This window comes from Nocardia sp. NPDC058519 (assembly GCF_042719755.1).
Taxonomy (GTDB): Bacteria; Actinomycetota; Actinomycetes; order Mycobacteriales; family Mycobacteriaceae; genus Nocardia.
Genome location: NZ_JBHXNK010000047.1, coordinates 24,896 through 45,943, shown reverse-complemented (window position 1 = coordinate 45,943; position 21,048 = coordinate 24,896). Strand labels below are relative to the sequence as shown.

Sequence of the window (21,048 nt, the reverse complement as noted above, 5' to 3'; positions counted from 1 at the left end):
TTCGCCAAGAAGCTCAACTCGGCGGTCTTCCCCGGCCAGCAGGGTGGCCCGCTCATGCATGTGATCGCGGCGAAGGCTGCCGCGTTCAAGATCGCCGCTACCGAGGAGTTCGCCGACCGTCAGGTCCGTACTCTGTCGGGTGCCCGGATCCTCGCCGAGCGGTTGACCGGTGCTGACGTCAAGGACAAGGGTGTTTCCGTCCTCACCGGCGGCACCGACGTGCATCTGGTCCTGGTCGATCTGCGTAATTCCGAGCTCGATGGTCAGCAGGCCGAGGATGTTCTCCACGAGGTCGGTATCACCGTGAACCGCAACGCGGTCCCCTTCGACCCGCGTCCCCCGATGGTGACTTCGGGCCTGCGTATCGGCACGGCGGCTTTGGCTACTCGTGGTTTCGGTGATACCGAGTTCACCGAGGTCGCCGACATCATCGCCGCCACCTTGGCCGGCACCTCCGACACAGAGACCCTGCGCACCCGAGTCGCCAAGCTGGCTCAGAGTGTCCCGCTCTACCAGGGCCTCGAGAACTGGACGTTGAGCTGACCCGGCTCGGGCCCAGGAGATCAAAGATGAGCGAAACCGGTTCAGCAAGAACGAAATGCGACGGGACTACCGATGCCACCCGGCACTCGGTGGCGCAGATCCTGCGCACCCATGCGGGCAGCGGCGTGCCGTTCTCCGTGGAATTCAACCCGCCGCGTGACGCGGTCGGCGAGGCTCGGCTCTGGCGGGCGGTTCGTGAATTCGAGCGTATGCATCCGGCATTCGTGTCGATGACCTACGGCGCGGGCGGCTCCACCAAGGAGCGGACCGTGCGCATCACCGGCGAGCTGGCGAAGGAGACCACCCTGCTGCCGGTAGCCCACCTGACCGCGGTCGGCCACAGCGTCGCCGAACTGCGCTCGCTGGTCGGCTCCTACGCCGACTCCGGGATCCGCAACCTGCTGGTCCTGCGCGGCGACCCGCCGGGCGATCCGCTGGGGGAGTGGACCAGACACCCCGAGGGGGTCGGGTACGCCTACGAATTGGTTCGCATAGTGCGCGACCTGGGCGATTTCCATGTCGGTGTGGCGTCGTTCCCGCAGGGCCATCACCGCTCGCCGGATCTCGATCACGACACCCGTCACCTCGCCGCGAAACTGCGTGCGGGCGCGGAGTACTCGATCACCCAGATGTTCTTCGACGTCGAGCACTACCTGCGGCTGCGCGACCGCGTGATCGCGCTGGACCCGATCGAGGGCAGCAAGCCGATCATCCCCGAGCTGATGCCGATCACCTCACTGCGCACGGTGAACCGGGCCGTGGAACTGTGTGGTCGACCACTGCCGGAGCGGGTCATGGCGAGGCTGCGCAAGGCCGCGGGCGACGGCCAGGAAGAGAACCGCGCGGCCGTGCGCGCCGAGGGAATCGAGATCGCCACCGAGATGGCCCAACGCCTGATCGATGAGGGCGCACCCTGCCTGCACTTCATCACGCTGAACTTCGCCAAGGCGACCAGCGAAGTGCTGACCAACCTCGGGTACGGCGTCACGGCGGCACCGAAGCCGCGCTGACGCACCACCGGACCGCCCACTCGGTGCCCTTCGCGAGCGTGCGGGCGGCTCCGGCGCTCCTGGCCGATCAGGGCGCGTGCCCGGTGCGATCCTGGTCGGCCGGGGTGTAGGGGATATTGGCCGCGCGGTTCTGGTCGACGCGGATCGCCCTGCCCAGTTGCGGGAACGCGCGCTGGGCGCAGGCGGGGCGTTCGCAGATCTTGCAGCCCGCGCCGATCGGCACCGCGGTGGTCTCGTCGTGGATCGGTAGCCCATGGGAGTAGACGAGCTTCTCGGCGTAGGCGAGGTCGCAACCGAGGCCGATGGCGAAATCCCTTTTCGGAGAGAGATATCCCGGTGTGCTCTCATCGGTCGTTCGGGCCAGCCACAGGTATTTGCGGCCGTCGGGCATCTCGGCGATCTGGGTGCGGATGCGGCCAGGGGTGGTGAAGGCCTCGTGCACCACCCACAGTGGGCAATTTCCGCCGACGCGGGAGAAATGGAAGGCGGTGGCGGACTGGCGTTTCGAGATATTTCCCGCGCGGTCGGTGCGCACGAAGAAGAACGGGACTCCGCGCTGATTCGGGCGCTGCAATGTCGAGAGCCGGTGGCAGACGGTTTCGAAGCCGACCTCGAACATCGACGACAACAGATCGATGTCGTAGTGCAGTTCTTCGGCGGCGTCGCGAAACCGCGTGTACGGCAGGATCAATGCGCCGGCGAAGTAGTTGGCCAGACCGACCCGGAGCAGGTCACGGGAGCCGGCCGGCATCGTCTCCACCGACGCTGTGAGTGTGTCGATGGTGTCGGCGTGGGTGAGGAACGCCAACTGGGTGGCGAGCTGGAAGGCACGCTGACCCGGTGAGAGTCTGCGAGCGAGAACGATCTGGCGGGCTTCGGGGTCGTAGATGCGTTTGGGCCCGGGATCGGTGGGGTTGTCGGACCGGATGGTGACGGTGATGTCGTGTCGGTGGTGCAGCAGCCGGGTCAGCTGCAGATCCAGCCCGCCGATGCTGAGCCGGTTCTGGGTGAACAGTGCTTCGGCGGCCTGGTCGAGTTCGGGGATGTGGTTGCGGCGGTCGTAGAAGAAGTCGCGGACGTCTTCATATGGCATCGCGGTCCCCGGTTCGACGGTCGAGCCCTCGATATCGGCGGAGAACTGTTCCATCTGCTGGGTGGCACCGCGCAGGCGACGATGCAGGCTCACCAGCAGCCGCGCCGCGCCGGGGACGCGCGTGAGCAGATCGTCGAGTTCGGCGTTGGTGACCGAAGCCGCGTCGGGGTCGTCGGCGAAGACGTCCTGCAGATCGGCCAGCAGCCGGGCGTCGGTATCGGCCGCGAAGAAACCCATGTCCAGGTCGAAGGTGGCGTTGAGCCGCAGCAGGACCGGGACGGTCAACGGCCGCTGGTCGTTCTCGAGCTGGTTGACGTAGCTCACCGATAACCCGAGCGCCTTCGCCATCCCCGATTGAGACAGGCCACGAAGCTCACGCAGCGTCCGCAGCCGTGCGCCCGCGTACATCTTCTGCATACCGGCAAATGTATCAGCAGCCCTTTTCACAACTTACGCAAATTTGCTGAATTTCATCCACAACATTTGGCATTTGCGGTGTATTTCGCGGTAAACGACCCGTGTGTAACGTGCGAAAGAAGCAGTCGAAATTCACCGCTCCTGGAGGCCGCACTCGTGAAGAACCATCTCGTCCGTACGCACCGTTCCGCTGAGGACTTCCCGCGAGAAGAACACCTCGCGTGGCGGATCGCCGAGGTAGCCACCGATGCGGTGCCGGTGGCCGCGGAGGCCGAGGAGATGATCGTCAACCGGATCATCGACAACGCGTCGGTGGCCGCGGCCTCGATCACCCGCCGCCCGGTGGCCAACGCACGCGCCCAGGCACTGGCACACCAGTACGGCCCCGGCGCCGCCGTGTTCGGTGTGCCCGGCCGGTTCTCCCCGGAATGGGCGGCGTGGGCCAACGGTGTCGCGGTGCGCGAACTGGACTTCCACGACACATTCCTCGCCGCCGAATACTCACACCCCGGTGACAACATCCCGTCGATCCTCGCGGTCGCTCAGCACACCGGCCGCAATGGCGCCGACCTGATCCGCGGCCTCGCGACCGGTTACGAGATCCAGGTGGACCTGGTGCGCGCGATCTGCCTGCACGAACACAAGATCGACCACGTCGCCCACCTCGGCCCCTCGGCCGCCGCGGGCATCGGCACCCTCTTGAGCCTGGACACCGAGACGATCTACCAGGCGATCGGACAGGCCCTGCACACCACGACCGCCACCCGTCAGTCGCGCAAGGGCGAGATCTCGAGCTGGAAGGCCTACGCACCTGCCTTCGCCGGGAAGATGGCCGTCGAAGCGGTCGACCGCGCTCTGCGCGGTGAAGGCGCCCCCTCGCCGATCTGGGAGGGCGAGGACGGGGTCGTCGCCTGGCTGCTCGGCGGACCGAAGGCGGAGTACACGGTGCCGCTGCCCGGCCCCGGCGAGCCCAAGCGCGGCATCCTCGACACCTACACCAAGGAACACTCGGCCGAGTACCAGAGCCAGGCCCCGATCGACCTGGCCCGCCGAATGCGTGACCGTGTCGGCGATCTCGACCAGATCGCGACGATTGTGCTGCACACCAGCCACCACACCCATTACGTCATCGGCACCGGATCCAACGATCCGCAGAAGTTCGACCCCACGGCCTCGCGGGAAACCCTCGACCACTCGGTGATGTACATCTTCGCCGTCGCCCTGCAGGACGGCACCTGGCACCACGAGCGTTCCTACGCCCCCGAGCGCGCCCAGCGCCCCGACACCGTCGAGCTGTGGCGCAAGATCTCCACCGCCGAGGACCCGGAGTGGACCCGCCGCTACCACTCCACCGACCCGAACGAGAAGGCTTTCGGCGCCCGCGCCGAGATCACCTTGAAGAGCGGCGAAGTGATCGTCGACGAGCTCGCCGTCGCCGACGCGCACCCCCTGGGCGCTCGCCCGTTCGCTCGCGAGCAGTACATCGCGAAGTTCCGCACCCTGGCCGAAGGCGTCGTCGACCCGGCCGAGCAGGATCGTTTCCTCGACGTCGCCCAGCGCACCCCCGAACTGACAGCCGAGGAACTCGGGCAGCTGAACTTCACCGTTTCCGATGCTGTGCTGGCCCGTACGCCGAAGCTCGCGAAGGGTCTGTTCTGATGACCGGTCTGCTGGCTTCGTCGACCTCGGCCGCCGACAAGCGCGTCGCGTTCAGGACCGGACTGGCCTCGGAGCGCATCCAGCGCTTTCCCGGCGCGTTCAATCCGCTGGTGGCCAAGCTGATCCAGGAGATCGGCTTCGAGGGTGTCTATGTCTCGGGTGCGGTGGTCTCGGCCGACCTCGCCCTGCCCGATATCGGTCTCACCACGCTGACCGAGGTGGCCGGGCGCGGTGAGCAGATCGCCAGGGTCACCGAGCTGCCGGTGCTCATCGACGCCGACACCGGTTTCGGTGAGCCGATGAGCGCGGCGCGCACGGTCACCTTCCTCGAGGACGCGGGCATCGCGGGCGCGCACTTCGAGGACCAGGTGAACCCGAAGCGGTGCGGGCATCTGGACGGCAAAGCAGTGGTCCCCGTCGGCGAGATGGTGCGCAGGTTGCGCGCGGCGGTCTCGGCACGACGCGACCCGAACTTCGTGATCTGCGCGCGCACCGACGCCGCGGGTATCGAGGGGATCGACGCGGCGATCGACCGAGCGAAAGCCTATGCAGAGGCAGGCGCGGACCTGATCTTCACCGAAGCGCTGTCCGAGGCAGCCGAATTCGAGAAGTTCCGGGCGGCGGTGGCGACTCCGCTGCTGGCGAACATGACCGAGTTCGGCAAGTCCGAACTGATTCCCGCCCGGACGCTGGAATCGATCGGCTACAACGCCGTCATCTATCCGGTCTCCACGCTGCGCTTGGCCATGTTCGCCGCCGAGGCCGGTCTGCGCGAGATCTACGAGCAGGGCACCCAGTCCGGTCTGCTCGACCGGATGCAGCACCGCAGTCGCCTCTACGAGCTGCTGCAGTACGAGCGCTACAACGAATTCGATTCCGACATCTTCAATTTCGCGCTGGGAAGTGATCAGTGATGACGGATATCGCCGTTCCGACCATCTACAAGGGCCTCGCCGGTGTCGTCGTCGATACGACCTCGATCTCGAAAGTGGTGCCGGAGACCAACTCGCTGACCTATCGCGGCTATGCCGTGCAGGACCTGGCCGCGCACTGCTCCTTCGAGGAGGTGGCCTACCTGCTCTGGCGTGGTGAGCTGCCCGATCACATCGAGCTGGAACGGTTCTGCCAGCAGGAGCGGGCCGCCCGCCGCGCGGATCGGTCGCTGCTGTCGCTGGTGTCGAAGATGCCCGACAACTGCCATCCGATGGATATCGTCCGCACCGCGATCAGCTACCTCGGCGCCGAGGACCCCGCCGAGGACGACAACTCCGCGAAAGCCAACCGGGCCAAGGCTCTTCGGATGCTCGCGGTGCTGCCGACGATCGTGGCCGCCGATCATCGTCGCCGTCAGGGTCTCGACCCGATTCCGCCGCACTCGCACCTGGGGTACGCGGAGAACTTCCTGAACATGTGTTTCGGCACCGTCCCGTCGCGGGAGCTGGTGAAGGCGTTCGAGGTTTCACTGATCCTCTACGCCGAGCACAGTTTCAACGCCTCCACCTTCGCGGCCAGGGTCGTCACCTCGACCCTGTCCGATATCTACAGCGCGGTCACCGCCGCTATCGGAGCGTTGAAGGGCCCGCTGCACGGCGGCGCCAACGAAGCGGTCATGCACGACATGCTCGAGATCGGCGATCCCGCCCTTGCCGAGGCATGGTTGCGCAACAAGCTGGACAACAAGGACAAGGTGATGGGCTTCGGCCACCGGGTCTACAAGAACGGTGATTCCCGGGTACCCACGATGAAGAAGGCGTTCGTCGACATCGCCGCCGCGACCGACGGCGGCAAGTGGGTCCAGATGTACGAGATCCTCGAACGCACCATGAACGAGGCCACCGGCATCAAGCCCAATCTCGACTTCCCGACCGGTCCCGCCTACTACCTGCTCGGATTCGATATCGAGGTGTTCACGCCGATCTTCGTGATGAGCCGGATCACCGGCTGGACCGCTCACATCATCGAACAGGGCGAGTCCAACGCGCTGATCCGGCCACTGAGCGAGTACGTCGGGGTGCCGCAACGGTCGGTCGTCGCCTGACCCACAGCTAGTCCCTCGTCGGCGGTCCGCACCACTGTGCGGGCCGCCGTCTCGTTCCGGCGCACCACCCCGCGCCCTGACTCGACAAGGTCGATCGAGCAGATGTTTTCCCAAGTCCTGGTAGCCAATCGCGGCGAGATCGCCATCCGCGCCTTCCGAGCCGCGTACGAACTCGGTGCAGGGACGGTCGCGGTGTTTCCGCACGAAGACCGCAATTCTCCGCACCGGCACAAGGCCGATCAGGCCTATCAGATCGGCGAGGTAGGTCATCCGGTTCGCGCGTATCTGTCGATCGAGGCGATCATCGAGGCGGCCAAGAGTGCGGGCGCCGACGCGATCTATCCGGGTTACGGGTTTCTGTCGGAGAACCCTGAACTGGCCGCGGCTTGTGCTGCCGAGGGCATCACGTTCATCGGTCCGACCGCCGAGATCTTGGAGATGGCGGGTAATAAGGCGACGGCGATCGAGGCGGCGCGCGGGGCTGGGCTGCCGGTGCTGAAGTCGAGTGCGCCCTCGGCCGATATCGATGAATTACTTTCTGCTTCAGCGGAGTTCGAATATCCGATCTTCGTCAAGGCTGTTGCCGGTGGTGGCGGTCGTGGCATGCGCCGGGTCGCTACGCCTGCGCAGTTGCGTGAGTCGATCGAGGCGGCGTCGCGTGAGGCGGAGTCGGCGTTCGGTGATCCGACGGTGTTCCTCGAGCAGGCGGTGGTGAATCCGCGCCACATCGAGGTGCAGATTTTGGCTGATCAGCACGGCAATGTGATGCATTTGTTCGAGCGGGATTGTTCGCTGCAGCGTCGTCATCAGAAGGTGATCGAGCTCGCGCCCGCCCCGAATCTGTCTCCTGAACTGCGCGAACGGATCTGCGCCGACGCGGTGGCGTTCGCGCGCCAGATCGGCTATATCAACGCGGGCACTGTGGAGTTCCTGCTCGACGAGCGCGGCAACCACGTGTTCATCGAGATGAACCCGCGTATCCAGGTGGAGCACACGGTCACCGAGGAGATCACCGATGTCGACTTGGTGCAGTCGCAGTTGCGGATCGCGGCGGGGGAGTCGCTGGCGGATCTGGGTTTGAGTCAGGAGACGGTGCAGATCCGTGGCGCCGCATTGCAGTGCCGTATCACTACCGAGGACCCGGCCAATGGGTTCCGTCCCGATACCGGCCGCATCACCGCCTACCGCTCGCCCGGCGGCGCTGGTGTCCGCCTGGATGGTGGCGCCAATGTCGGCGCGGAGGTCAGCGCCCACTTCGATTCCATGCTGGTCAAACTCACCTGTCGTGGCCGTGACTTCCCGGCGGCGATCGCTCGCGCCCGCCGCGCGGTGACCGAGTTCCGTATTCGCGGCCTGTCCACCAATATTCCGTTCCTGCAAGCGGTCCTGGACGATCCCGATTTCCAGGCGGGCCGGGCTACCACCTCGTTCATCGACGAGCGCCCCGAACTGCTGACCCGTCACACCTCGGCCGACCGCGCCTCCAAGATTCTCGAGTACCTCGCCGACGTCACCGTCAACCAGCCCTACGGACCCCGGCCCGCCACGGTCTACCCGCACGACAAACTGCCCGCCCTCGACCTGACCGTGGCGCCTGTGCCCGGTTCGCGGCAGCGCTTGCTCGAGCTGGGCCCGGAGGGTTTCGCCCGTGCTTTGCGCGAGCAGAAGGCTCTGGCGGTCACCGACACCACCTTCCGTGACGCGCACCAGTCGCTGCTGGCGACGCGGGTACGGACGAGTGGTCTGCTCGCAGTCGCCGGCCATGTCGCGCGACTGACCCCCGAGCTGCTCTCGATCGAGGCGTGGGGCGGGGCAACCTACGATGTGGCGCTGCGGTTCCTGTTCGAGGACCCGTGGGAGCGCCTCGCCGCGCTGCGGGAGGCCGTGCCGAACATCAACCTGCAGATGCTGCTGCGCGGCCGCAACACCGTCGGCTACACCCCGTACCCGGAAAAGGTCACGCGCGCTTTCGTTTCCGAGGCCGCCACGACCGGCATCGACATCTTCCGCGTTTTCGACGCGCTCAACAACGTCGACCAGATGCGCCCGGCCATCGACGCCGTACGCGAAACCGGTACTGCCCTGGCCGAAGTCGCCCTGTCCTACACCGGTGACCTGTCCGACCCGCGCGAGAATCTGTACACCCTCGACTACTACCTGAAGCTGGCCGAACAGATCGTCGACGCGGGCGCGCATGTCCTCGCGGTCAAGGACATGGCCGGTCTGCTGCGTGCCCCCGCAGCCGCGAAACTCGTTACCGCACTGCGCAGTAACTTCGATCTGCCGGTGCACGTGCACACCCACGACACCCCCGGCGGCCAGCTGGCCACCTACTTGGCCGCCTGGCAGGCCGGTGCCGACGCGGTCGACGGCGCGTCCGCGCCTATGGCGGGCAATACGTCGCAACCCGCGCTGTCGGCCATCGTGGCCGCGGCCGCACACACCGAACGCGACACCGGTCTGAACCTGCGCAACGTCTGCGATCTGGAGCCGTACTGGGAGGCGCTGCGCAAGGTCTACGCGCCGTTCGAGTCGGGCCTGCCCGCGCCGACCGGTCGTGTGTACACCCACGAGATCCCGGGTGGTCAGCTGTCGAACCTGCGTCAGCAGGCGATCGCGCTCGGCTTGGGCGACCGGTTCGAAGAGGTCGAGGCCTCCTACGCGGCCGCCGACCGCCTGCTCGGTCGTTTGATCAAAGTGACCCCGTCGTCCAAAGTGGTCGGTGATCTGGCCCTGGCGTTGGTGGGCACGGGGGTGTCGGTGAAGGACTTCGCCGCCGATCCTGGCCGCTACGACATCCCCGACTCGGTCATCGGCTTCCTGCGCGGCGAACTCGGCGAACCCGCCGGTGGCTGGCCCGAACCGTTCCGTGGCAAGGCACTGGCCGGACGGTCCGAGCCTAAGCCGGAAAAACCGCTGAGCCCGACCGACAGTGAGGCGCTCGACGGCACCTCCACGCAACGGCGCGCAGCGCTGAACCGGCTGCTGTTTCCCGGCCCGACCGCCGAATTCCTCGCCCACCGCGACCGATACGGCGATGTCTCCCGGCTGTCGGCCAACCAGTTCTTCTACGGTCTGCGCCCCGACGAAGAACACAACGTGGTCCTCGAGAAGGGCGTCACCTTGCTCATCCGGCTCGAGGCCATCTCCGAACCCGACGAACGAGGGATGCGGACAGTGCTGTGCCTGCTCAACGGCCAGCTCCGGCAAGTGGCAGTCCGCGATCGGTCGGTCGCCGATCAGGTCGCCGCCGCCGAGAAGGCCGACCCGGCGGATCCCGGACAGCTCGGCGCACCGTTCTCCGGTGTGGTCACACTCGCCGTCGGAGTGGGCGACCCGGTCGCGGCGGGCGACACCGTCGCCACGATCGAGGCGATGAAGATGGAGGCGACGATCACCGCTCCGCGCGCCGGGGTGATCGACTGGGTCGCGATCAAGCAGGTGCAACAGGTCGACGGCGGTGACCTGCTGCTGGTCGTCGCTGCGGGTTAGTCCGGCACCTGGTCACGGGAACGAAAAGTACGTGCACACCCGGCCTCTGGCTGGACTGAACCGATCTGGAAAACCTGACAAGAGCTGTCAGCGGGCGGTGACATCCTGTCTTCCATGGCGACATGGCAGCAGTTCGCGAACGAGGCACCCGAGTTGGCCGCCCAGGTGAGGTCCCGGTTCGAGGCGCACAAAACACACGTGCTGGCCACACTGCGCCGCGATGGCGCCCCGCGAGTGAGCGGATCGGAGGTGGAGTTCATCGGACCGGACCTGATGTTCGGTTCCATGCCCGACGCCATGAAGGCAGCCGACCTGCGCCGCGACGGGCGGTGCGCCATCCACGCCCATCCCGGCGACGGTGACGCCAAGGTTATGGGCCTCGCAGTCGAGATCACCGGACCGGCCAAGGCCGCCTTCGGATCGCCACCCGGTGTCCACGACTTCCGACTCGACCTCACCGGTGCGGTACTCACCTACGTCGACCCGGCAACAGAGCTGCTCGTAATTCACCACTGGCATCCCGGCACCGGTGTAAAAGTCACCCGGAGACGCTGATCGGCAGACTATGTCTTCGGTCGGTTTCACCTCGGAGAAGCCGTCAGCATGATGTGGACAGGCCAACTGGAGGCAACCTCGGCAATAGGTGTGCTGGTCGCGAGGGCAATCGACCTCCCGTGCTGGGTTGCGGCATCGATCGGCCGGAAACCGTGGACGTGCCCCTACCTGCGGTGGGAAGCTCGAAGGAGCCGGGGCCCTAACCAGAGGGAGCGTGCGACATGGTGGAACGGACGAACGGGGCGCAGCGACCGGAGAGCATCCGGAACGTGGCGTTGGTTGGCAGCAGCGGTGCGGGGAAGACGACGCTGGTGGAGGCGCTGGCGTTGGCGACCGGGACGGTGAACCGGGCTGGCCGGGTGGAGGACGGGACCTCGCTGTCGGACTACGACGAGGTCGAACGGCGACAGCACAGATCTGTGCAGCTGTCGGTGGTCCCGGTGATGTGGGGCGGGGTGAAGATCAATCTGATCGATACGCCGGGATGCCCGGATTTCGTCGGCGAACTGCGGGCCGGGTTGCGGGCGGCGGACGCGGCCCTTTTCCTTGTGTCGGCGGCCGACGGAGTGGAGGGTGTGGCGGGAGCGACGCGGGAGCTGTGGGCCGAATGCGCGCAGGTGGGGATGCCGCGGGCGATCGTGATGACACATCTGGACACGGCGCGGGCGGAGTACGAGGAACTCGTGCAGACCTGTCAGGCGCTGCTGACCGACGGAGCGAGCGATACCGTGCTGCCCCTGCACCTGCCGGTCTACGGGCAGAAGAGCCCCGACGGGCACCGGCCCGCGATCGGACTGCTGGAACTGCTCGAGCGACGGGTCGCCGACTATCGCAGCGGGAAACGGGTGCGCACCGAACCTTCCGCGGAACAGCTCGCGGAGATCGACCCGGCCCGCGATCGGTTGATCGAGGCGATCATCGCCGAGAGCGAAGACGAAACGCTGATGGACCGGTACCTCGACGGCGAACCCGTCGAACTCGACACCCTGGTCGACGACCTGGAACGAGCCGTGGCGCGCGGAAGCTTCCATCCGGTGCTGTTCGCGGCACCGGCGGCCGAGGAAGCGGAACAGGGCCTCGGCACGCTCGAACTGCTGGAGCTGGTCACGGCCGGGTTCCCGACACCGATCGAACACCCGCTGTCGGCCGTGCCGCGCGGCAACGGCGCCACGCCCACCGCACTGCGCTGCGATCCGGCGGGGGACCTCGCCGCGGAGGTCATCCGAACCTCGTCCGACCCGTATGTGGGGCGGGTATCGCTGGTGCGGGTGTTCTCCGGCACGCTGCACAGCGAGGACACCGTCCACGTCTGCGGACCCGAACACGATGCCGACGACCGGGTCGGCGGGGTCACCGCGCCGTTGGGGAAACAACAGCGGCCACTGACCGAGGCCGTCGCAGGCGATATCGCGTTCGTGAGCAAACTCGGCCACGCGGAAACCGGCGACACCCTCTCCGGCACCGGGCAACCCCTGCTGATCGAGCCGTGGCAGCTGCCGGAACCCCTGCTGCCCGTGGCTATCCGGGCGCAGGGGAAGGCCGATGAGGACAAGCTCTCGCAGAGCCTGACCCGGCTCGTCGCCGAGGATCCGACCCTGCGGCTGGAAAACAACGAACACACCCATCAGCTGGTGCTGTGGTGTCTGGGGGAAGCCCACCGGGATGTCGCGCTGGAACGGTTGCGCGGGCGGTTCGGGGTGCGGGTGGACGTGGAACCGTATCGGGTGGCGTTACGGGAGACGCTCGCCGCGGCGGCCGAGGGGCGCGGCAGGCTGGTGAAGCAGTCCGGCGGGCACGGGCAGTACGCGGTGTGCCAGATCGAGGTGGAACCGCTGCCGACGGGGACGGGATTCGAGTTCGTCGACCGGGTGGTCGGTGGGGTGGTGCCGCGGCAGTTCATCGGATCGGTGGAGAAAGGGGCAAGGGCGCAGGCCGCGCGCGGGGTCACTCCCGGATATCCGCTGGTGGATGTGCGGGTGACACTGGTGGAGGGGAAAGCGCACTCGGTGGACTCCTCCGACGCCGCCTTCCAGACCGCGGGTGCCCTCGCCCTCCGCGACGCGGCGGACGTGTCAGGGACCCTGCTGCTCGAACCGGTTGCCGCGGTGCGGGTCACAGTCCCCGACGACCATCTGGGCGCCGTCCTCAGTGACCTGTCCACCCGGCGCGGCCGCATTCTCGGCACCGAACCGGCCGAGACCGGCCGCACCCAGATCCGGGCCGAGGTACCCGAACTCGAACTGAGCAGGTATGTCATCGACCTGCGATCGCTCACCCACGGGGCGGGGTCGTTCGCCCGCGGGTATCTGCGGCACGAGCCGATGCCGACCGCCGTCGCCGAGCGGGCACGCAAGGAAAGCGCCGTGGCGTCGGCCTGAATCGCCGCGCCGAGCGTGGAAACGGGGTGGCTACGATCCGGATCTGACCGCCGAACAGGCACGTGTACCGGCGGACCCGGTCGGCAGGCGATCCGCTGCCGACCCTGGCAGGGTTTCGGCAGCTGGCCCGCTGTGGATACCTTCCATCACCGCGATCGTTCGCAGTGATGGCCGGAGCAGCGGTACGGTCCGGTGTGGTAGCGACTTGCATCGGGTGGGTTCGCAAGGGTCACAAGGTTTTGTAGGTGGTGATGGCGAGCAGGATCAGAGTGAGGGTGCTGCCGAATCCGATACCGGCGGCGCAGGCGGTGGCCGCGAGGGTGGCGCCGTCGGTGTGGGCGAGCAGGCCAGCGGTGAGGGCGACGAGGGTGGCCGCCAGCACGGCTGTGGTGAGTAGCAGGGCCTTGGTGATGGTGGGCATGAGTGTGTCGTTCTCCGTATTCGGCCGGGGGTTGTCGGTCGAGAACAGCAAGCCCGACCGAGCCCGACCTCGTCCAGTGAGCTCCATCGCAACACGCGTTGAAAGGCCATGTCAGCGGGGTTTTCTCGATTTTGCTGAGCATCGAGGGTCTGCTCTGAGTCGGCCGAGTCGGAAAGGGATCAGACCGTGACGGACAGCCAGCCCGCAGGCCGGAAGTACACGCGGACGAGTTACATCCAGGCGTTCTTCACACTCCAACTCGAGGCGAAATCTCCCCATCCCCAGGATGTCTCATCCTGGATTTCGAGCATGAGGAACCGGAGGATCTCGGCCAACACGATCGCGGAATGGCTCAAACCCGATCCGGTGATTCCGCGTGATTCCGAGAAGTTCCTGCTGGTGCTGGAATGCCTGCATGCGATGGCGGGCAAACCATGGCCGCTGCCGCCCGAGGCGCTCGAACGGTGGAAGCAACGTCGCGCCGACGCCTACGCCGAAGCTCGCACTACGTCGCCGAAATCCGAACATGTTCGGGCATTCGACACCGGCGCGACCCGTTCCGGAGACGAGGCCGCGCTCTCCTCGGTCAGCGTGTCACCTGGCGAAGAACCCCGGGACGTTGTGGTCGTGGGGAAGATCCCCGCTGAGCCTGTCCATTTCGTGGCGCGTGAGCAATTGCGCATGCTCGCACAGAGCGCGGCCACGTCACCGGTGTCGGTGGTGGTGACCGGGATGCGGGGCGTTGGCAAGACGCAACTGGCCGCCGCCTACGCGCGAGAGGCCATGGATTCGGGTGTTGGACTGGTGGGCTGGGTCGACGCGGAAACCGATGGCACCCTGCTGGAAGGGTTGGCGGCCATCGCATCCCGGTTGGGGGTGGCCGATCCCGAGGGCGACTCCCAGCGCTCCGCGCATCGACTGCGAGATCACCTCGTCACCCGCCGCGAGCCCGGAGTTCTGGTGTTCGACAACGCCACCAACCCCGACCGGATCGGTGAGTTCGTTCCGGTCCGTGGCGGCACCCGTGTCGTCATCACCAGTACCGACCACTCGTTCACCACTCTGGGCACGCTGGTCGATCTCGAGGTCTACACCCGCGCGGAGTCGATAGCCTTCCTGCGCAATGCCACCGGTCTCGCCGACGACTACGGCGCCGACCGCATCGCCCAGCAACTCGGGGACCTGCCGTTGGCTCTGACGCAAGCCGCCGCCACCATCGTCATCCGCCGACTGGACTACACCCGCTATGAGGCACTGCTCGACCAGCCACTGCCCGCGGCGCTGACCCGCCTGGCCGGCTCACCGCACCCGCACCGGGTCGACAAGGCGATCCTGCTGTCACTCGAGACCACCGAAGCCACCAGCGGCGATGCGGAACTCGACACCGCGGTCCGGGACCTCCTCGAACTGATTGCGATGCTGTCTCCGGCAGGCGTGTGGGTGGAGATCCTGCCCGACGGGACAGGCCGCCTGCACGAAGCGTTGGCCCGCTGCGAGTGGGGCTCACTTCTGACACGCTCGACCACCGGTGACGCCGTGCTGATGCACCGCCTCATCTCCCGGGTGCTGCGCGAACGTGCCTCCACCGAACAAGCACCCACGTACCAGCATCCGGCAGCGGTGGCCGAAACCGGGCTTGTGCGGTTGGCGAACAACGCCCTGACGGTTCTTGACAACCACTCCTTCGACACGAGTCAGTCCTGGAACTACCGTGACGTCGGCGCACACCTGATCGATCACCTCGACTCGATCTGGAACAGCCGTGCCCACGCAACAAGCACCACCCTTGCCCAGAAGTTGGCTCTTGCTCGAATCTGGGCCGGGCGCCACCTGATCGAAGCGGCCGACACCACTCGCGCGATCTCCTATACCTACCAATGCCTCGCCGACGCGGCCCTGACACTGGGCACCAGCCACCACTACACTGTCGCCTCCCGCTTCAACCTCGCCCTCGCCTATTTCGCGGCAGGCCGCGTCGAAGAAGCTGTCCCGGTATTCGAGCTGACGCTCACCGACGCCGAGCGGGTTCTCGGACTCGACCACCCGGACACTTTGCTGGCCCGCAAAGACCTCGCCGAGGGGTACGCCGGGATGGGCTGGATCGACAAAGCAATCCCGCTCTTCGAACAGACCCTCGCCGATACCGAGCGGGTTCTGGGGCTCGACCCCCTCACGCTCGCGGTGGGCAATCAACTCGCCAACACCTACCAAATTGCGGGCCGGATGACACAGGCGATAGCGCTGCACGAACAGACCCTCGCCGACCGCGCCCGGATCCTAGGCTCTGATCACCCCGATACGTTGACCTCCCGCAGCAACCTCGCTCTCGCCCACCTGGCGGCGGGACACCTGGCAGAGGCCATTACGGCATCCGGGCAAACTCTCACCGATCGCGCGCAGGTCCTGGGCCCTGACCACCCTCTCACTCTGATTTCCCGCGGCAACCTCGCTCTCGCCCACCAAAGCGCGGGGCGACTGAGCGAGGCAGTGATGTCGTTCGAGCGAAATCTTGCCGACTGCGAGCGGGCTCTCGGCCCCGATCACCCCGAGACGCTGCGTAGCAGGGGCAACCTCGCCGCCGCATACCTGAAAGCTGGTCGGGTAGACGAGGCGACCGTATTGCTCGACAAGCTCCTCGCCGACTCCGAAAGAGTTCTGAGCCACGACCATCCCGACACTCTGTGTGTACGTGGCAACCTCGCCCACGCCTATCAGGCGGCAGGCCGGGCAAGGGAGGCAGTCGCGCTATTCGAGCGAAATCTTGCCGACTGCGAGCGGGCTCTCGGCCCAGATCACCCCGCCACCCTGCACAGCGGCGGCTACCTTGCGGCCGCATACATGGCGACAGGCCGGTTGAGCGAGGCGACCGCCTTGGCCGAGCAAAACCGCATCGACCGTGAGCGAGTCCTGGGTGCCGATTCCGTCCTGCTGCTCGAGAATTCCCTTGCCGACGCCGGGCACATCCTGGGCCAAGACCATCCCGACACCCTGCGCCTCCGCAATAACCTGGCCGCCGCCTACCACGCCGCGGGTCGCACACCCGACGCGGTTACTTTGCTCGAGCAGTTGCGTACCGAGACCGAGCGAGTCCTCGGCTCCGACCACCCTTTCACCATGAGCATCGACGGCAACCTCGCCTACATGTACGTGACGGCGGGCCGCGTACCGGAGGCGATAGCGTTGTCCGAGCAGACGCTCACAATCCTTCAACGGCTGCAAGGCCCCGATACCCCCCAAACACTGGTCTGCCGCAGCAACCTCGCCTTCGCCTACCGGGTAGCAGGTCGGATTCACGAGGCAGTAGCCATGTCCGAACAAACCCGCACCGACGCGGAGCGGATTCTCGGTGGTGACCATCCGGACACCCTGACCGCCTGTCACCATCTTGCCGATGCCTACCACTCGGCGGGCCGGGTGGACGAAGCGATCCCCCTCTACGAACGGATCTGTATCACCCGCGAACGAGTCCTCGGCCCCATCCATCCCGACACGCTGGCTGTCCGCAACAATCTCGCTCACGCTTTCCACTCGGCTGGTCGCCTCACCGAGGCGATCACCCTCTTCGAGCGGACCCTCGCCGAGACCGAGCGGACCCTCGGCGAGCACCCCAGCACCCTGACCGTCTGCAAAAACCTTGCCGATGCCTATCACCTGGCCGGCCGGGTGGGTGAGGCGACTGCCATGTCCGAGCAGGCTCTCGCCAAACATGAACGGGTCCTGGGCCCCGACCATCCCGATACCCTGACCGTTCGCAACAACCTCGGCGACGTCTACCTGGTGGCGGGCCGGGTACACGAAGCTGTCGCAGTGTTCGAACAGACCCTTGCCGACGCCGAGCGGATCCTCGGCCTAGATCATCCCGATACCCTGACCATTCGCGACAACCTCGCCCGCTCTACGCGGCAGGCAGAGTGAACAAGACGATCCTCCTTCGGGCAGACGATCCACCAGCCCAGCGGTGACCTCGGCCCCGCGAATGCCTCATCGGGCTTGACGGTGGCGCGCTCGATCACCTGTTCGTCTCGACCGCACGGCTCGGGAGCGATAGCCATACGCCGGGTGCGCGTGGATGGTTCGAGGCATTCGAAACAGGGGGCGTCCCACGACTGCGAGTGTGTGAACCGGTTCCATCTGTTGTGGCTCGAGGCCGTCGGCGAAGGCCGGAACAGCGGTGGGGCCCCTCTGCCGCATCTACGTGCTCGAGTGGTGCGATAGGGGCTCTCCACCACGTTTTTGCGTCATATCTGACGCAAAACGTGCAAGAGAGTGCGCGAGAGGGGACTTGATCACGCAGTCCGGACAGATATGACCCAAAAATGTGCTGGAGTGGTATCTAATCTAGATCGCTGCGAGGTAACTGTCAACATATGCTCTCGCAATTCTTCACAGAAACATCTGTAGGGCAACAGGTTTCATTCTTCTGCTTGTTCGCCGGTCCTCCGATCCGGTCGGATGTTTCGCTCCATGTCGGCGGAAGTAGACCAGCCAGCGGGCCTTGATTCGGGCGTGATGCCTTGGTGGGGCGCCGTCGTGGACTTCGAACAACCCGTGCGCCACCGCTGCACCGGGTCTGGTGACGATCTGCTGTCGCGCTGATCGCCACCGAGGAATCAGGCGAGGCTCACTCGCGGCCGCCGCGATCCGATTCAAAGAGATCGCCATGGAATCACGGGCACGATGCCCTACGGCAAGCGCTGCCACGCCTGGAACCCCGAAGCGAATGCCTGGGCACTCCCGCGCACGCTGGAAGAGTGGCCGGCCATGCCCCACACCCTGTCGATGCGGCCGCGGGTATCAACAGCCCGCCCAGGCCACCTCGGCTGGGCTTGCGAATCCTGCGGGCGGGGGGCTCGACGACAGCTCCGTTCGGCTTCATCCTGCAAAGTCCTGCAGTTGGGTTCATTGCTCTATTCAGTGCCTACCCCTATACTGAATCATAAGTTGGAATATTGATTCAGGAGGTGTGGACATGACTGAAATGACCGTCGGTGAGCGAATCGCGCGGGCGCTTGGTGCTGCGAGAATCAGCCAGCGTGACCTTGCCGCCGAGACCGGGATTTCGCAGGCGACGCTGTCGCGCACTATCTCCGGCGACCGTGCCGCGAAGATGAACGAGCTGGTTGCTATCGCTGCTGCTACCGGTGTCGTGCTGGCCGAGCTCACCGGCACTTCCCGTGTGGTCGGGAGGGTGCAGTGCGCTGCGCGGTCGGCCAACGGTGCGTCGATGGATTCGATGTACGAGCAAATGTTGCGGTTCCTCGAGCTTGACGCGCATCTGGCCGACCAGGGCATCGTGGCGATTGGATGACTGCGGAGTCTGAAGGACGGGCAGCGGCGGAACGATTCCGGGAGGAGTATCACCTCGGTTACCAGCCTCTGGGGGATCTGGTCACCCTGATCGAGCAGACCGTCCGCGCCGACGTGGCTGTGCTCGAAACTGGACCCGATCAACACGGAATGACCATGCGGCACGGGGACCGGGGCACGGTGTATATCGCAGTTGCCCGGACCCCGCATCCGATGCGCCAACGCAGCACCCTCGCGCACGAGTTGGGCCATGTGGTGTTCGGGGACTGGGCCGAGGAACCGCAGGTCGATTCAGCCAGCCCGGCCGAGATTCGCGCCAACGCGTTCGCGCGGCATCTGTTACTCCCGCTCGAGGGCGTTCGTGAGTTGGTGGCCGCCGAGCGGGACCGCGACGAGCTGGCCCTGCTGTCGAAAGTGGTGCAGCGCTACTTGGTTTCACCACAGATCGCGGCCATCGCGCTGGAACAGGTGGGATACCTCGCTGGCCCGGCCAAGGCACAACTGAGAGTGGAAACCACCTCGCGTCTGGCGGCGCGTTTCGGGTGGTCGGACCAGTACCAGGCGATCCAGGCTGAATCGAATCGCCGGCGGGCTCCGCAACGGCTGCTGGCGCGGGCGATCGCGGGATATCTCCAGAACGCTGTGCCAGTTCAGACCATCGCGACCCTACGGGGGCTCGACGTCGTCACGGTGAGAAAGGAACTGACAAATGCTGGTCTCACGCCCACCGAACTGCAGCCGGTCTGGGGCGATCTGGCAGACCTGCCCGAGGTCGATCTCGATCTCGATGAGCTCGACGCCGACTTGGGCGGCAGCGACGCCGGATGAACGCCAAACCTGTCATCGATGCCGGACCGGCATTGAACTTCCTGGCCATTAACCAAGAACGGCTATTGCTGGCCGTTTTGGGCCCGATCAGCACACCCGAGACCGTTGAAAGTGAAGTGCTGCGAAAGTCGCGGACCGATCGCCGATTCGAACGGATCGGATTGGTGTGGTCCAAGCTGACACCAAAATGGGTCGAGGTTCTTTCTGATGAATGGACCGACACATTGGAAGCGGTCTGCGCTCGTCAACTCGATATGCCCTGGACCGAGCGGAAGAAGCAGGCGAGAGATCTCGGCGAACTGCTCGTGGTGGCGCATGCGGTCGCCGCAGCCGAGGAAGGTCATTCCGTCACCGTTGTAATCGACGACCAGTCCGGTGCCAGGATGGCGACTGCCGAAGCGCAGCGCCTTGACCGGCTGCGAGCGCAACAACGTACAGTCGGCCGGATCATTCTCGTCAACACCGCCATCATCCTCGAACGAGCGGCCGGTACAGCCCACATTCCGGACCGAGCGACGATGAAGGCGATCTACGCCAAGCTGCGGGCATGCGACGACGGGCTGTCTCCGATCAGCAATACCCGGCTACTGTCTGCGGACCTGTGGGACGGGCAGGGCTCCTTGTAGCCGCAGCAGGTCGAGGCCCTTCTCCGCTTTGTGACCGAGCGAGAGGCAAAACTGATCAGCCGTCTCCTCGACGGCCAAATGCTTTGGGAAGCAGCCGAAGCCGCGGGGCTGTCCGACATCGAGGCTGAGTTGACGCTGATGTGGACGACCTCCGCCTACTGCGGAGGCCACCCCATAGACCGCAACCACGACCTCAAAACCGACGAGCTGCACCGGATTCTGAGGCTGTTCAATCAAGCCGCTGATCGTGATTGCGCCGACGGGAAGCGACGTTGGTGTCAGTTTCACCTCGGCTGGACCGAGTCGCGCGGAAATCCATGCGGTGGGTGCCCTTGCGATCTGCAGATCGATCCGGCTGGAGGGTTGGGCAGGCCACGACGTTATTGCGACAACGCATGTCGGCAATGGGCCTACCGGCGCCGAACGGCAGACCGGCAGGTCACCTAGCGTCCGCCCGAGGGTGTCGATCTGTTCTCTGATCGGCGTGGCAGTCCGGGCGAGGTCGCCGATGACGTCGCCCGGACTGCCGCGAGGCGGGTCTCGATGCTCGTTCGTGCGTTTGAACACCCGACCTGGCAGTTGACGGTTTCGTGTGCAGACGGGTACGTCGCCAAGGTGGATCTCGAGTGCATAGTGGTCCAAGTCACCGGTCCGCTCGAAGGTGGGCCGGTCTTGCACCCC

The 21,048-nt window shown here is 65.9% G+C and carries 14 protein-coding genes and 1 pseudogene; 13 read left to right on the top strand and 2 right to left on the bottom strand.

The window, feature by feature from the left end; genetic code table 11:
- A pseudogene (locus ACFWPK_RS32770) lies at positions 1–543 on the top strand (serine hydroxymethyltransferase); the annotation flags it as partial.
- 26 nt (positions 544–569) lie between these two features.
- Positions 570–1,553: a methylenetetrahydrofolate reductase gene (locus tag ACFWPK_RS32765; RefSeq protein ID WP_378922446.1), complete on the top strand. Its 984-nt coding sequence runs from the start codon at positions 570–572 to the stop codon at positions 1,551–1,553.
- 67 nt (positions 1,554–1,620) lie between these two features.
- Here the strand turns inward: ACFWPK_RS32765 and ACFWPK_RS32760 are convergent, their stop codons facing one another.
- Positions 1,621–3,063 carry a short-chain fatty acyl-CoA regulator family protein gene (locus ACFWPK_RS32760; protein WP_378922444.1) on the bottom strand — a complete coding sequence of 481 codons (1,443 nt, stop codon included), beginning with the start codon at positions 3,061–3,063 and terminating at the stop codon, positions 1,621–1,623.
- 156 nt (positions 3,064–3,219) lie between these two features.
- Here ACFWPK_RS32760 and prpD point away from each other — a divergent pair, with 156 nt between their 5' ends.
- The 6 genes from prpD to ACFWPK_RS32730 all read left to right on the top strand — a co-directional run bounded on the left by prpD (position 3,220) and on the right by ACFWPK_RS32730 (position 13,185).
- Entirely contained in the window at positions 3,220–4,722 is a 1,503-nt protein-coding gene (gene prpD, locus ACFWPK_RS32755) for a 2-methylcitrate dehydratase PrpD (RefSeq protein ID WP_378922442.1), read from the top strand.
- On the top strand, positions 4,722–5,636 hold the full coding sequence (gene prpB, locus ACFWPK_RS32750; protein WP_378922440.1) for a methylisocitrate lyase: 915 nt from the start codon (positions 4,722–4,724) through the stop codon (positions 5,634–5,636). The genes prpD and prpB overlap by 1 nt, the downstream gene beginning before the upstream one ends.
- Positions 5,636–6,760 (top strand): bifunctional 2-methylcitrate synthase/citrate synthase, encoded by a 1,125-nt coding sequence (locus ACFWPK_RS32745; protein WP_378922438.1) that lies wholly within the window; start codon positions 5,636–5,638, stop codon positions 6,758–6,760. The genes prpB and ACFWPK_RS32745 overlap by 1 nt, the downstream gene beginning before the upstream one ends.
- A 102-nt stretch (positions 6,761–6,862) precedes the next feature.
- Positions 6,863–10,252: a pyruvate carboxylase gene (locus ACFWPK_RS32740; RefSeq protein WP_378922436.1), complete on the top strand. Its 3,390-nt coding sequence runs from the start codon at positions 6,863–6,865 to the stop codon at positions 10,250–10,252.
- 114 nt (positions 10,253–10,366) lie between these two features.
- Positions 10,367–10,807, top strand: coding sequence for a pyridoxamine 5'-phosphate oxidase family protein (locus ACFWPK_RS32735; RefSeq protein WP_378922434.1), 441 nt, complete (start codon positions 10,367–10,369; stop codon positions 10,805–10,807).
- 221 nt (positions 10,808–11,028) lie between these two features.
- Entirely contained in the window at positions 11,029–13,185 is a 2,157-nt protein-coding gene (locus ACFWPK_RS32730; protein ID WP_378922432.1) for an elongation factor G-like protein EF-G2, read from the top strand.
- A 229-nt stretch (positions 13,186–13,414) separates the two neighbouring features.
- Here the strand turns inward: ACFWPK_RS32730 and ACFWPK_RS32725 are convergent, their stop codons facing one another.
- Positions 13,415–13,606, bottom strand: a complete 192-nt coding sequence (locus tag ACFWPK_RS32725; protein ID WP_378922430.1) for a hypothetical protein — start codon at positions 13,604–13,606, stop codon at positions 13,415–13,417.
- Between the two features lie 309 nt (positions 13,607–13,915).
- Between ACFWPK_RS32725 and ACFWPK_RS32720 the strand changes: the two genes are divergently transcribed.
- The 5 genes from ACFWPK_RS32720 (at position 13,916) to ACFWPK_RS32700 (ending at position 20,814) form a co-directional block, all read left to right on the top strand.
- Positions 13,916–17,521 (top strand): tetratricopeptide repeat protein, encoded by a 3,606-nt coding sequence (locus ACFWPK_RS32720; RefSeq protein WP_378922428.1) that lies wholly within the window; start codon positions 13,916–13,918, stop codon positions 17,519–17,521.
- A gap of 1,054 nt (positions 17,522–18,575) precedes the next feature.
- Complete coding sequence (locus ACFWPK_RS32715) at positions 18,576–18,914, top strand: helix-turn-helix domain-containing protein (RefSeq protein WP_378922426.1); 339 nt, start codon at positions 18,576–18,578, stop codon at positions 18,912–18,914.
- Positions 18,911–19,741, top strand: a complete 831-nt coding sequence (locus ACFWPK_RS32710; RefSeq protein ID WP_378922424.1) for an ImmA/IrrE family metallo-endopeptidase — start codon at positions 18,911–18,913, stop codon at positions 19,739–19,741. The genes ACFWPK_RS32715 and ACFWPK_RS32710 overlap by 4 nt, the downstream gene beginning before the upstream one ends.
- Positions 19,738–20,367: a hypothetical protein gene (locus ACFWPK_RS32705; protein ID WP_378922422.1), complete on the top strand. Its 630-nt coding sequence runs from the start codon at positions 19,738–19,740 to the stop codon at positions 20,365–20,367. Before ACFWPK_RS32710 ends, ACFWPK_RS32705 begins: the two co-directional genes overlap by 4 nt.
- 30 nt (positions 20,368–20,397) lie before the next feature.
- The gene (locus tag ACFWPK_RS32700; RefSeq protein ID WP_378922420.1) at positions 20,398–20,814 is read left to right on the top strand and encodes a hypothetical protein; all 417 of its coding nucleotides are present in this window, start codon (positions 20,398–20,400) and stop codon (positions 20,812–20,814) included.
- Positions 20,815–21,048: the final 234 nt, after the last annotated feature.